The following is an 11393-nucleotide window of genomic DNA, read 5'->3' on the forward strand; positions in this document are numbered from 1 at the left end:
GCAGCGGGTTCAGGTCGCGGCCGTCCGGCGCGCCGGGCAGCAGGCGCTCGAAGGGGTTGGAGGTGATCAGCGTGAACAGCAGGAAGCCGGCCGACACCAGCCCCAGCACGGCCAGGATGCGGGCGACGAACACGCGCGGCAGCGTGCGGCTGAAGCTGGCCACGGCGATGGTCCAGATGTCGAGCATCAGGATCCACAGCAGCAGCGAACCCTCATGCCCGCCCCACACCGCCGCCAGGCGATAGGGCAGCGGCAGCGCCGAGTTCGAGTTCTGCGCGACGTAGAGCACCGAAAAATCATGCCGCACAAAAGACGCGGCCAGGCATGCGAAGGCGCCGGCCACCAGCGCAAACTGCAGCCAGGCCAGCGGGCCACCCAGCGCCATCCAGTCGGCGCGGCCGCGATGCGCGCCCAGCAAGGGCAGCACACCCTGCGTCAGCGCGGCGGCCAGCGCCATGATCAGCAGCAACTGCCCCAGTTCCGGAATCATTTCTTGCCTCCATCGGACAAGGTGCCGGCCATCTTGGCCTTCATCTTGTCGGCCCGCTGCAGCGCATCGGCGGCCTCGGGCGGCATGTAGTTCTCGTCGTGCTTGGCCAGCACCTCGCGGGCGGCGAACACGCCGTCGCCGCCCAGCTGGCCCTGCGCCACCACGCCCTTGCCTTCCTTGAACAGGTCGGGCAGCACGCCGTCGTAGCGCACCGGCACGTTCTGCGCGGTGTCGGTGACGACGAAGCGCACCGTCACGCCGTCGCGCACCACGCTGCCGGCCTGCACCAGGCCGCCGATGCGGAAGGTGCGGCCGGTGGGGGCTTCTTTCGCGGCGATCTGCGTTGGCGTGTAGAAGAACACCAGGTTGCTGTTGAAGGCGTTGAGCACCAGGCCCACGGCCACACCCACGGCGGCCAGCACGCCGACCACGATGGCGGCACGTTTGTGGCGGGGTTTCATGCGTCGGCCTCCAGCGCGTCGTTCGCCGCGCGCTGCGCTGCGCGCAGGCGCTGGCGGGTCATCAGCGCCTCGGCCAGCATCACCGCCAGCGTCACGCCATAGGAACCCCAGACATAGAGGCCGTAGCCGCCCATGTGCAGGAATTGATCGAAGGAAGTCCAGTTCATCGTCATGGCCTGTGGCAAGGGTCAGCGACGCAACGCCCTGACCCAGTCGGTGTCGCTCTCCTGCTCGAGCACGATGGCCCGGGCGCGCATGAACACCACCGCGAAACTGTAGGCCCAGAACGCAAAGGTCATGAGCAACATGGCTGTCAGCATGGTGTGGGCCATCGTCGGCGCGGCCGTCAGGCTGATCGACGAGCCCTGGTGCAGCGTGTTCCACCAGCGCACCGAGAAATAGATGATGGGGATGTTCACCGCGCCCACCAGCGCCAGCAGCGCGCCGGCGTTGGCCGCGCGGCGCGGGTCGTCGATGGCCTCGGTCAGCGCGATGTAGCCCAGGTACAGCAGCAGCAGGATGAACTCGGAGGTCAGCCGCGCATCCCAGACCCACCAGGTGCCCCAGGTCGGCTTGCCCCACAGCGCGCCGGTCCACAGCGCGATGAAGGTGAACATCGCCCCGGTGGGCGCCAGCGCGCGGGCGTACATCGAGGCCATGCGGGCATTGAGCATCCAGCCCCAGGCGGCCCAGAAGGCCATCACCAGGTAGATCAGCATCGACATCCACGCAGCAGGCACATGGATAAAGATGATGCGGTAGGCCTCGCCCTGCTGGAAATCGGTGGGCGCAATGGCAAAGCCGACGTACAGGCCGGCCGCCGACAGCAGCAGCGCCAAGCCCCAGGCCCATGGCAGCACGCCGCCGGCAAACGCGTAGAAACGCGATGGCGCGGCCAGCTGGGTCCAGCGGATCGGGGCACTTCTATCGTTCATCGTCAAGGCGTTCAACAGCTCAGTCCAGCGAGATGCGCAGTGCGGCGGCGGTGGCCCAGGGGGCGGCTAGCGCGGTGGCGATCAGCAAGGCGCCCAGCAGCGACAGGTGCGCCTGGGCCGACTGCCCGCCCTCCACCGCCACCACCGCACCGGTGCCGAAGATCAAAGCCGGTATTGTCAGCGGAAGCACGAGCAGGAACACCAGCGCGGCGCCGCTGCGCAAACCCAGCGTCAGCGCCGCGCCCACGGCACCCAGCAGGCTGAGCACCGGCGTGCCCAGCAAGAGCGTGAGCGCCAGGATGGCGATGGCCTGTGCGCCCATGCCGAACTGCACGCCGATCACCGGCGTGGCCAGCACCAGCGGCACGCCGGACGACAGCCAGTGCGCCAGCACCTTGCCGAGCACGACGGTCAGCAGCGGCTGCGGCGCCAGCAGCATCTGCTCCAGCGAGCCGTCCTGGTGGTCGCTGGCGAACATCTGCGTCACCGACAGCATCGCCGCCAGCAGCGCGCAGACCCAGACCACGCCGGGCGCGATCTGGCGCAAGGTCTGCGGCTCGGGGCCGACACCGATGGGGAACAGCCCGGCCGCCACGATGAAGAAGCCCAGCGGCAGCAAGGCCTCGACCCGGCGGCGGCGGGCCAGCAGCAGGTCGCGGCGGGTGATGGCGAAGAGAAGGCTCATGGCGCGCGCCAAGGCTCCAGGTCGAACTCGCTCGCGCCGGCCAGCTCGACCGCCTGGTGGCTGGTCAGCAACACCGCGCCGCCGCACGCGGCATGGGCCTCGATCAGGCCCGACAGCGTGGCGACGCTGGCGCGGTCCAGCGCGTCATAGGGTTCGTCCAGGATCCAGCAGCGCGGCACATCGTCCAGCGCCAGCCGCGCCAACGCGCCGCGCCGGCGCTGGCCTTGCGACAGCGTGCGCACCGGGGCGTTGCGCCGCGAGGCCAGGCCCAGCCGCTCCAGCGCCTGGGGGGTGCGCTCCGCCGCATCGGCCACGCCGCCCAGGGTGCCGAGAAAGGCCACCGCCTCGCCCAGCGTCAGGTCGTCCTTCAGTGCATTCGCATGGCCGATGTAGGCGATGTGGCCGCGTGCCGCCGCATTCAGCGGCTGGCCCTGCCACAGCACCTGGCCTTCGGCCGGTTGCGACAGGCCCGCGAGGATGCGCAGCAGGCTGGTCTTGCCGCTGCCGTTGGTGCCGCGCAGCCAGGTCACGCTGCCCGCGCCGAGCTGCAAATCCAGGCCGGTGAACAGCAGGCGCCGCCCACGCCGGCAGGCCAGCGCACGCGCGGCCAGCAGGCTGGTCAAGGCTGTGGAGGGGATGGAGGCTGGCGTGGAGGGTGCGGGCTGCATCGGCGGGACTCGGCGCCGTGGCGATTGCACGCTGCGGCGGCCCGCATGCTAACGGCTGCGGCAGGGCATGGCTTGTCCAGCGTCAAGCGCCCGATCACGACGGCGCAGATTCAGGCTCGTGTCAGTTTGCGGATCGGCGGCTTCACGTCTTCCGGGCGCGACGGCAGCATCGGCTGGTGCTCCCGCGGCGTGTTCAGGATGATCGAGGTCGAGGTTTCGGCCAGCAGGCAAAAGCGCGTGACCACGGCGTCGAGATGCGCCACGTCGATCACCGCGATCTCGAGGATCCAGCTGTCCTCGCCGGTCACGTTGAAGGCATTGATGACCTCGGGCGTCTGCTGGATCAGCTTGACGACGCGGGCGTACTCGGCCCGCGCCACGCGCACCACCGCGCGGATGCCGTAGCCCAGCGCCGTCAGGTTCACCGTCGCGCGGTAGCCGGTGATGACATTCGCCGCCTCCAGCTTGCGCACCCGCTCGGTGACCGCCGGCTGCGACAGGTGCACGCGGCGCCCGAGTTCGGCCATCGAGATGCGGGCGTCGGCCTGCAGCTCGGCAAGGATGCGGGTGTCGTAGCTGTCGAGGATCAGGGCTTCTGGCATGTTCAAAGCCTAGCACCGCCTGAACCTTGGAATCAACGGCCGGGCCGGCCCTGAACAGAGAATCCGGCATGGTCCGGGGCCGTGTGGCCTTCTAACATGCCGGGCCATGAGTTCCAATGCCGTCGCCGCCCGCCCCGCCCTGCCCCCGCTGATCCTGGCCTGCCTGGCCGCCACCTGGCTGGTCTGGGGCTCGACCTACCTGGCCATCAAGGTGGCGCTGATCAGCCTGCCGCCGTTCCTGATGATGGGTAGCCGCTTCCTCGCTGCCGGCGTGATGCTGCTGGTGTGGATGCGCTGGCGCGGCCAGCCGCTGCCCAGCCTGCGCCAGTGGGGCCATGCGCTGGTGGTCGGCAGCCTGATGCTGGGCGGCGGCATGGGCTTCACGGCGGTCGCCGAAGTCAGCGTCGGCTCCGGCCTGGTGGTGGCCTTCATCGCGGTGTGCCCACTGATGATCGCGCTGTTCAACCGGGCCTATGGCGTGAAGCCGGCGCGGGGTGAGCTGGCCGGCATCATCGTCGGCCTGGCCGGCGTGCTGCTGCTGACCCAGGGCGCCGGTTTCAGCGCGTCCCCCGCAGGCCTGGCGGCGATTGCCGTGGCCTGCCTGACCTGGGCCGCCGGCAGCGTGCTGAGCCAGCGCAGCCTGCCGCTCGCGCCGGGCGCGATGGGCTTTGCCAGCGAGATGATCTGCGGCGGTGTCGTGCTGTTCGGCTTCGCTGCGGTGGCCGGCGAAGCCTGGCCCGCCCACATCGAACCGGCGGCCCTCGGCGCCTGGCTCTACCTGGTGGTGTTCGGATCGCTGATCGCCTTCAACGCCTACATGGTGCTGCTGGCCAAGGCCTCGCCGGGCCTGGCCTCGAGCTACACCTTCGTCAATCCGGTGATCGCAATGCTGCTGGGCGTGGCGCTGGCCGGCGAGCGCATCACCGTTGGTGAATGGCTGGCGGCCGGGGTAATCCTGCTGGGTGTAGTGCTGTTGTTGCGCGCACGTCGCCAATAGCATCAACCTTCGAACGCCTGCAGTCGGCCAAGACCAGCCGTTCATGGCCGACTCCTCTCTGGCATGGCAGCCGGGTGCCGAGGCGCAGGTGCGCAGGTGCGCAGGTGCGCAGGTGCGCAGGCTAGCGCGATCGAACGCCATCGTGTGAGCTTCGCGATTGCCGCGCGGGCTCTGGCCAGGCCGGCCTTTCCACGCCGTGACGACGCACTAATCCCCATGCCACTGTGCAGCGAATCTCGCTGGCTCTCATGCGGCACACTCCTTGCGATGCCCGCCGCCAAATCCGCCATCCAGCCCGACGCCTCCCCAACCTTGTTCAAGAGCGCCAAGGCTTTCGAGACCTGGCTGAAGAAGAACCACGCCGCATCCGACGGCCTCTGGATCAAGATCGCCAAGCGTGGCGCCAATGACCCCAGCGTCACCTACCCCGAGGCGGTGGAGATCGCGCTCTGTTGGGGCTGGATCGACGGCCAGAGGAAGGGCCTCGACGACCAGCACTTTCTCCAGCGCTTCACGCCGCGGCGCGCGCGCAGCATTTGGTCGAAGATCAACGTCGACAAGGTCGCGGCGCTCATCGAGGCGGGCCGCATGCAGGCGCCGGGCTACGCGCAGATCGAGGCCGCCAAGGCCGACGGACGCTGGGCGCAGGCCTACGACGGAGCGCGCACGTCCGCGGTGCCCGAGGACCTGTTGGCGGCGCTGGAAGCCGAGCCGAGGGCCAAGGCCTTCTTTGCAACGATCAACGCGGCCAATCGCTACGCGGTACTGTGGCGCATACAGACGGCGGTGAAGGCCGAGACGCGCGCCAGGCGCATCGCCCAGCTGGTGGAGATGCTAGCGCGCGGCGAGACCATCCACATCTTCAAGCCCAGTGCAAAGGCATGACCGCGTGGTTCACGCGCGATCTCCTGGGCCCCACCTCCTGGAGTGCGGCCACGACGCTTCACCAGCGGTCTCAATCGAAGCCGTCATCCGCGCCGCTTGATAGCGGCGAGCTGTTCGCGGATGACACGCTCGGCATCTTCAGGTGGCAGGTCGATGCCGCCCATCAGCGGGCGCACTTCGATGCAACAGGGCTGGCCAGGGAACGGTGCCGGAAAGCGCCGCGCCCAGGCCAGTGCGTCGTCGTGCGAGCGCACTTCGATCAGCGTGTAGCCGGCAATCAGCTCCTTGGTCTCGGCGAAGGGGCCGTCCATGACGCGCGCCTGGCCGGCGGTGTCGTACTGCACGCGAAAGCCCTGGCTGCTGGGCTGCAGTCCGGCACCATCGAGCAGCACGCCGGCCTTGGCCATCTCGTCGTGGAAGGCCATCATGCGCGGCACCAGCGTTGGGTCATCGGGGAAGTCGCCAGCCTCGCTCATTGCGGTGGCGCGGACCTGGATCATGTAACGGGGCATGGAAGTCTCCTGAAGCAGTGGACCCTACACGACGAGCGGCAGCGGCGCATTTCGACAGACCACTCAGCTTCTCCCGGCCAGGCGCGGGCATTGTTGAAAGGCAAGTGCTCGGGTTGCTCCAGAGTGACCTGCGGGGCCAAGGGGTCTACGCTGAGGGCGCCGCCGCGGCTGACCCGGCAGGCATTCTGTAGCGGCGTTGCTCCAGCGCCGCCACAGGGCGCGTGTCCTACTGCAGGGCAGGCCATGTCGATTTGGCTTCCGGTCGTTCGTCGATGGGATACGAGGCGCCCTCACGCGGGCGCGCCGACTGGTCAACGCAACAGGAGTGAGACATGTCATACATCGATGGTTTCGTGATCGCGGTTCCCACCGCCAACAAGCAGAAGTTCATCGAGCACGCGCGCCAGCTCGACCCGATATTCATCGAGTTGGGCGCAATCCGTGTGATCGAGGGTTGGGGCGACGACGTCCCCGACGGCAAAGTCACCGATTTCCGCCGCGCAGTCCAGGCTACGGCCGAGGAGACTGTGGCCTTTTCGTGGGTCGAATGGCCGGACAAGGCCACGCGCGACGCCGCCATGAAGAAGATGATGGAAGACCCGCGCATGGATCCGTCCACGCCCGGCAACCCGCCCATGCCCTTCGACGGCAAACGCATGATCTTCGGCGGCTTCGAACCGGTGGTCGAAGTGAAGGCTTGAGCGGCAGGGGCGACGCACGCCCCTGGACGTGCCACGCGTCACGGCGGGCGTCTGGCGCAAACTGCCGGCCCGCAGGCAGCTGGCCCTTGCTCACTGGAGGGTTGACCGCAAAGGGTCGCAATCGGCCATTCATGGCAAGCGGTCGCACGCCGCGCAAGGGGCGACACGGCCCCGACTGACTCGCCGCAGGAACGCGAGTTGCATGGCGCCAACCGGCGGCACCGCACGCCGCCGGGAGCACACCATGCTGGACAAGGTTCGAGAGCCCGAGGACACCCAATTCGCCCACATCAAGCCGGGCGACACGCACTACCGCAGCGAGGGCCTGCGCGACTTCTTTCTCTACCGCGACCTCGGCATCGCCGAGGCCACCCGGGGCAAGGTCATCGCGCAATTGGTGATCGCCCACAACGCACCCGAGAAGGGCACCGGCTGGCACCGTCACGAGGCGGAGTTCCACATCGTCATCATGCTGCGCGGCTGGGCCAAGTTCATGTACGAAGACCAGGAGACGCTGGTCTCGGCCGGCGACTGCGTGCACCAGCGTCCCGGCGTGCGGCACTACCTGTTCGACTACTCGCCGGACATGGAGTACCTGGAAATCGTCGGCCCGGCGGACTTCACGACCATCGACGTCGACCCGGTGTGCGAGGTGCCCGCACCGAAGGGTTGGGGTTTCTGAACGCCGGCGCGATCAGAACTCGACCTCGAGTTCGTCGATCGCTTCGGGCTCCAGCCTGGCAGCAGCGATCCACTCCTGCATCTCCGGCATCGCCAGGATGCGCTGGCACCACGCCGCACTGGCGGCATCGGGCACGCGCACGTCGTAGGTCTGCAGCCGCGTGACCACCGGCGCGTACATCGCATCGGCCATGCAGCGGGTCTCGCCGAACAGGAACGGGCCGCCGTAGCGGGCCAGGCACTCCTGCCAGATCGCCAGCACGCGCTGGATGTCGCTGTGCGCGCGGCTCCAGACCTTGTAGCCCGGGTAGTGGCCCTTCAGGTTCATCGGCAGCGCCGAGCGCAGCGAAACGAAGCCCGAATGCATCTCGCCACAGATCGCGCGGCAATGCGCCCGGGCGGCGCGCTCGGCCGGCAGCAGGCCGGCCTTGGGTTGGATCTCGTGCAGGTACTCGGCAATCGCCAGCGTGTCCCACACGGTCACGCCCTGGTGACGCAGGCAAGGCACCAGGATCGATGGCGCCAGCAGCAGCATCTCGGCCTTGGCGTCGGCGTCGTCGGCGGCCACCATCAACTCATCGAACGCCAGCCCGGCGAAACGGGCCAGCAGCCAGCCCCGCAGCGACCACGACGAATAGTTCTTGCTGCTGAGCGTGAGCGTGGTCTTGGCCATGGTCGGGAGACTCCTGATCGGCGCTTCGTCGCAAGCGTTGTGCCAGCGTGGTGCACAGGCCATGGTCCATTACTTGCCTTGCACCGGTCTGGCGCTGCAGTCCCTCATGGGCTGTGGTTTCGCACCCATGCTGTACCACGCTTACCAGGCCCAGGTTGATTGGCTTCACCCGCTGCAAAGTGCGGCTTCAGCGGCCGCCGCCTGGCTGCAACTGGGGCTGCCGCAGAGTTCGATGGCGCGACAGATCGCGGCAGCCTGTGCGGTGTTCTCGCGGCTGAAGCTCACGCACCGTCGGCCCCCCTTCGGCATCGATTCGGTGCAACGCGGCGACCGCATGGTGCGCGTGAGCGAAGAGGCCGTGCTGAACACACCGTTCGCGACACTGCTGCACTTCAACTGCGACGACATGCCAGCAGCGGACGAGCCGCCCCGGCCGCGCGTGCTGGTGGTGGCGCCCTTGTCGGGCCATTTCGCGACGCTGCTGGCCGACACCGTGCGCACGATGCTGGCCGACCACGACGTCTACATCACCGACTGGCACAACGCGCGTGATGTGTCCTTGAGCCACGGCCGCTTCGGCCTCGACGAGTATGTGCAGCACCTGATCCAGTTCACCGCGCACCTGGGCCCTGGCACGCACCTGCTCGCGGTGTGCCAGCCTTGCGTGCCGACGCTGGCAGCGGTGGCGCTGATGGCCGCGCAGGACCATCCGGCGCAGCCGCGCACGATGACGCTGATGGCCGGGCCGATCGATTGCCGCATCAACCCGACCAAGGTGAACGAACTGGCGACGGCCAAGCCCATCGAATGGTTCGAGCAGAACCTGGTCACCCGCGTGCCGCCGCGTTTTGCCGGTGGCGGACGGCGTGTCTACCCCGGCTTCCTGCAGCTCAGCGCCTTCATGAGCATGAACCCGCAACGCCACCACAAGGCCTTTTCCGAGCTCTATGGCCACCTGGCCGCCGGTGACGACGAGACGGCCGCGCGCACGATCGAGTTCTACGACGAGTATTTCGCCGTCAACGACCTGGCCGCCGAGTTCTATCTGGAAACCGTGGCCGAAGTCTTCCAGCGCTACACCTTGGCCAAGGGCGAGTTGCGGGTGGCCGGCGAGCGGGTGGACACCACCAGGATCCGCCGCACCGCGCTGTTCACCGTGGAAGGTGAACGCGACGACATCTGCGCCATCGGCCAGACTGTTGCGGCGCACGACCTGTGCACGAACATCCGGCCCTACATGAAGACGCACCATGTGCAGCTGGGTGTCGGCCACTACGGCGTGTTCAGCGGCCGCCGCTGGCAGCAGCAGATCTACCCGCGGGTGCGCGAGATGATCCAGAGCTATTCCTGAATTGGCCCACGCGGTTGCCCGAATTGGCCATGGCTGACGGCAGGCTTCTTCGGCTAGGCTCGCGGCCATGCTGCGCACCCTCATCTGCTGCCTGGCCCTGCTGATGCCCGTGGGCGCCGGGGCCACCCTGCCCGCCGGCGTCACGCTGGTGCCCGGGCACTGGACGCCCGGCGGCCAGCCCGACGGCAACAGCGTGCTGTTCGATGGCGCTGAGGGCCTGGTGCTGCTGGACACCGGCCGCCACATCGACCATGCGCGCCTGCTGATCGAGACCGTGCGTGCGCGCGGCAAACCGCTGCGCTGGATCGTCAACAGCCACTGGCATCTGGATCACATCGGCGGCAATGCCGAGCTGCGCGCAGCCTTTCCGCAGGCCAGGCTGATGGCCAGCGATTCGATCCGTGGCGCGCGCAGTGGCTTCCTGGCGCGCTACCGGGGCCAGGTGCTCGAACAGCTGGACAAGCCGGACACCAGCGAGGCCCAGCGCATGGCGTTCAGGCGTGAACTGGCGATCATCGACAACCAGGCGGCGCAAACGCCGGATGTGCGCGTCCAGGCGACGGGCGAACAGGCACTGGCCGGCCGCCGCTTCATCGTCGGCCTGGCGCGGCAGGCGGCCACCGCCGGCGACGTCTGGCTGCACGACATCGACGCGCGCGTGCTGGCTTCGGGCGACCTGGTCACGCTGCCGGTGCCGTTTTTCGACACCGCCTGTGCCGAGCGCTGGTCCGCCGCGCTCGACACGCTGGCCGCGCAATCCTTCGAGCAGTTGATCCCGGGCCATGGACCGGCGATGAGCCGAGAGGAGTTCGAGCGCTATCGCCGCGGCTTCAAGGCCCTCTTGCTATGCGCCGCGAGCACGAAGCCGGGCCCCGACTGCACGAGCGGCTGGATCGATGCACTTGGCGAACTGATCCCGGCCGCCGAGCAGCGCCTGGCAAAGAATTATCTGGGCTACTACCTCGAAGAGCACCTGCGCGCGGCACCGGACAAGGCGCGCGCTTTCTGCCCGAAAGCCGGCTGACGCCGGCGTGCCCAAAAGCCGGATCACACCGGCGGGTCGGAAAGTCAGCTGAGGTTCAGCGCCCCGCCTTGCGCGCCGCCTCGCGAATCGCGCTCAGCGTCGCCCGCGTCGTGCTGACGTCGGCGTCCAGCCGCAGGTGGATCAGCATCGGCGCGCCCGGCTGAAGTGCTTCAGCGAACGCGGCTTCGAAGTCCTCGGTGCGCTCGACCTTGGCCGCGCGCCAGCCGTAAGCCCGGGCCAGCGCCGCGAAGTCGGGGTTGAACAGATCGCTGCCGCTGACCCGCCCCGGGTAATCGCGTTCCTGGTGCATGCGGATCGTGCCGTAGGTGCCGTTGTCGACCACCAGGCTGATCAAGCGGCCCCGGCCACCGTTCGCGCCATAACCGGTGGCGGTGGCCAGTTCCTGGCCGGTCATCAGGAAATCGCCATCGCCGGCGACGTTGACCACCGTGCGGTCTGGGTGCAGCAGCGCCGCGGCCACGGCGGCCGGTACGCCGTAGCCCATCGCGCCGGAGGTGGGGGCCAGCTGCGTGCGGCCATGGTGCTGCAGCCCGAAATAGCGCACGTAGCGGTGCAGCCAGCCGCTGTAGTTGCCGGCGCCATTGGTGTAGACCGTGTCGGCCGGCGCCAGGCGTTGCACGGCCTTCATCACGACCGCCATGTCCAGCGGCGCGACATCGGGTGCGACATGGTTGGCTTCGTAGTCGGCATGCGCGGCGGCGGCCCAG

15 protein-coding genes and 1 pseudogene are annotated in these 11393 nt (G+C 68.5%); 6 read left to right on the top strand and 10 right to left on the bottom strand.

All coding sequences use genetic code 11. The features are described from left to right. The 7 genes and pseudogenes from VLK61_RS15905 to VLK61_RS15935 all read right to left on the bottom strand — a co-directional run. A pseudogene (locus VLK61_RS15905) lies at positions 1 to 490 on the bottom strand (c-type cytochrome biogenesis protein CcmF); the annotation flags it as partial. Continuing rightward, positions 487 to 951, bottom strand: coding sequence for a cytochrome c maturation protein CcmE (gene ccmE / locus VLK61_RS15910; protein ID WP_325422590.1), 465 nt, complete (start codon positions 949 to 951; stop codon positions 487 to 489). The gene ccmE and the pseudogene VLK61_RS15905, both read right to left, overlap by 4 nt. After that, on the bottom strand, positions 948 to 1118 hold the full coding sequence (ccmD, locus tag VLK61_RS15915) for a heme exporter protein CcmD (RefSeq protein WP_325422591.1): 171 nt from the start codon (positions 1116 to 1118) through the stop codon (positions 948 to 950). The genes ccmE and ccmD overlap by 4 nt, the downstream gene beginning before the upstream one ends. Positions 1119 to 1139: 21 nt before the next feature. Continuing rightward, positions 1140 to 1886 carry a heme ABC transporter permease CcmC gene (gene ccmC, locus VLK61_RS15920; RefSeq protein WP_325422592.1) on the bottom strand — a complete coding sequence of 249 codons (747 nt, stop codon included), beginning with the start codon at positions 1884 to 1886 and terminating at the stop codon, positions 1140 to 1142. Positions 1887 to 1905: 19 nt separating this feature from the next. Then, a complete protein-coding gene (ccmB, locus tag VLK61_RS15925) occupies positions 1906 to 2571 on the bottom strand; it encodes a heme exporter protein CcmB (protein WP_325422593.1) in 666 nt (221 codons plus the stop codon). Further along, positions 2568 to 3194 carry a cytochrome c biogenesis heme-transporting ATPase CcmA gene (ccmA, locus tag VLK61_RS15930; RefSeq protein ID WP_325422594.1) on the bottom strand — a complete coding sequence of 209 codons (627 nt, stop codon included), beginning with the start codon at positions 3192 to 3194 and terminating at the stop codon, positions 2568 to 2570. The genes ccmB and ccmA overlap by 4 nt, the downstream gene beginning before the upstream one ends. A gap of 155 nt (positions 3195 to 3349) precedes the next feature. Further along, positions 3350 to 3841 (bottom strand): Lrp/AsnC family transcriptional regulator, encoded by a 492-nt coding sequence (locus tag VLK61_RS15935; RefSeq protein ID WP_325422595.1) that lies wholly within the window; start codon positions 3839 to 3841, stop codon positions 3350 to 3352. Positions 3842 to 3947: 106 nt separating this feature from the next. Between VLK61_RS15935 and yedA the strand changes: the two genes are divergently transcribed. Together yedA and VLK61_RS15945 are read left to right on the top strand one after the other, a co-directional pair. After that, complete coding sequence (gene yedA, locus VLK61_RS15940) at positions 3948 to 4838, top strand: drug/metabolite exporter YedA (RefSeq protein ID WP_325422596.1); 891 nt, start codon at positions 3948 to 3950, stop codon at positions 4836 to 4838. Positions 4839 to 5105: 267 nt separating this feature from the next. Beyond that, entirely contained in the window at positions 5106 to 5723 is a 618-nt protein-coding gene (locus VLK61_RS15945) for a YdeI/OmpD-associated family protein (RefSeq protein WP_325422603.1), read from the top strand. Between the two features lie 83 nt (positions 5724 to 5806). On the opposite strand, the gene VLK61_RS15950 is transcribed toward VLK61_RS15945, so the two are convergent. Continuing rightward, a complete protein-coding gene (locus VLK61_RS15950; RefSeq protein WP_325422597.1) occupies positions 5807 to 6235 on the bottom strand; it encodes a YciI family protein in 429 nt (142 codons plus the stop codon). A gap of 332 nt (positions 6236 to 6567) precedes the next feature. Here VLK61_RS15950 and VLK61_RS15955 point away from each other — a divergent pair, with 332 nt between their 5' ends. Both VLK61_RS15955 and VLK61_RS15960 read left to right on the top strand, forming a co-directional pair. Then, complete coding sequence (locus VLK61_RS15955) at positions 6568 to 6936, top strand: DUF1428 domain-containing protein (RefSeq protein WP_209386300.1); 369 nt, start codon at positions 6568 to 6570, stop codon at positions 6934 to 6936. A gap of 244 nt (positions 6937 to 7180) precedes the next feature. Continuing rightward, positions 7181 to 7618: a cupin domain-containing protein gene (locus tag VLK61_RS15960; protein ID WP_325422598.1), complete on the top strand. Its 438-nt coding sequence runs from the start codon at positions 7181 to 7183 to the stop codon at positions 7616 to 7618. Positions 7619 to 7630: 12 nt separating this feature from the next. Here the strand turns inward: VLK61_RS15960 and VLK61_RS15965 are convergent, their stop codons facing one another. Next, positions 7631 to 8290 carry a glutathione S-transferase gene (locus VLK61_RS15965; RefSeq protein WP_325422599.1) on the bottom strand — a complete coding sequence of 220 codons (660 nt, stop codon included), beginning with the start codon at positions 8288 to 8290 and terminating at the stop codon, positions 7631 to 7633. Between the two features lie 127 nt (positions 8291 to 8417). Here VLK61_RS15965 and VLK61_RS15970 point away from each other — a divergent pair, with 127 nt between their 5' ends. Both VLK61_RS15970 and VLK61_RS15975 read left to right on the top strand, forming a co-directional pair. Continuing rightward, a complete protein-coding gene (locus VLK61_RS15970) occupies positions 8418 to 9641 on the top strand; it encodes a polyhydroxyalkanoate depolymerase (RefSeq protein WP_325422600.1) in 1224 nt (407 codons plus the stop codon). A gap of 67 nt (positions 9642 to 9708) precedes the next feature. After that, positions 9709 to 10665: an MBL fold metallo-hydrolase gene (locus tag VLK61_RS15975; protein WP_325422601.1), complete on the top strand. Its 957-nt coding sequence runs from the start codon at positions 9709 to 9711 to the stop codon at positions 10663 to 10665. A 55-nt stretch (positions 10666 to 10720) separates the two neighbouring features. Here the strand turns inward: VLK61_RS15975 and VLK61_RS15980 are convergent. Next, positions 10721 to 11393 (bottom strand): thiamine pyrophosphate-dependent enzyme (locus tag VLK61_RS15980; RefSeq protein ID WP_325422602.1); only part of this gene is annotated, 673 nt, incomplete at its 5' end.

This window comes from Aquabacterium sp. (assembly GCF_035476535.1).
Taxonomy (GTDB): domain Bacteria; phylum Pseudomonadota; class Gammaproteobacteria; order Burkholderiales; family Burkholderiaceae_C; genus Pseudaquabacterium.

Bases quoted from the DNA above. Each gene is read 5' to 3' on its own strand.
- VLK61_RS15975 (WP_325422601.1), top strand. From the start codon at position 9,709: ATGCTGCGCACCCTCATCTGCTGCCTGGCCCTGCTGATGCCCGTGGGC.
- ccmB (WP_325422593.1), bottom strand. From the start codon at position 2,571: ATGAGCCTTCTCTTCGCCATCACCCGCCGCGACCTGCTGCTGGCCCGC.
- ccmD (WP_325422591.1), bottom strand. From the start codon at position 1,118: ATGAACTGGACTTCCTTCGATCAATTCCTGCACATGGGCGGCTACGGC.
- yedA (WP_325422596.1), top strand. From the start codon at position 3,948: ATGAGTTCCAATGCCGTCGCCGCCCGCCCCGCCCTGCCCCCGCTGATC.
- VLK61_RS15965 (WP_325422599.1), bottom strand. From the start codon at position 8,290: ATGGCCAAGACCACGCTCACGCTCAGCAGCAAGAACTATTCGTCGTGG.
- VLK61_RS15945 (WP_325422603.1), top strand. From the start codon at position 5,106: ATGCCCGCCGCCAAATCCGCCATCCAGCCCGACGCCTCCCCAACCTTG.
- VLK61_RS15970 (WP_325422600.1), top strand. From the start codon at position 8,418: ATGCTGTACCACGCTTACCAGGCCCAGGTTGATTGGCTTCACCCGCTG.
- VLK61_RS15950 (WP_325422597.1), bottom strand. From the start codon at position 6,235: ATGCCCCGTTACATGATCCAGGTCCGCGCCACCGCAATGAGCGAGGCT.
- VLK61_RS15955 (WP_209386300.1), top strand. From the start codon at position 6,568: ATGTCATACATCGATGGTTTCGTGATCGCGGTTCCCACCGCCAACAAG.
- VLK61_RS15960 (WP_325422598.1), top strand. From the start codon at position 7,181: ATGCTGGACAAGGTTCGAGAGCCCGAGGACACCCAATTCGCCCACATC.
- ccmC (WP_325422592.1), bottom strand. From the start codon at position 1,886: ATGAACGATAGAAGTGCCCCGATCCGCTGGACCCAGCTGGCCGCGCCA.
- VLK61_RS15935 (WP_325422595.1), bottom strand. From the start codon at position 3,841: ATGCCAGAAGCCCTGATCCTCGACAGCTACGACACCCGCATCCTTGCC.
- ccmE (WP_325422590.1), bottom strand. From the start codon at position 951: ATGAAACCCCGCCACAAACGTGCCGCCATCGTGGTCGGCGTGCTGGCC.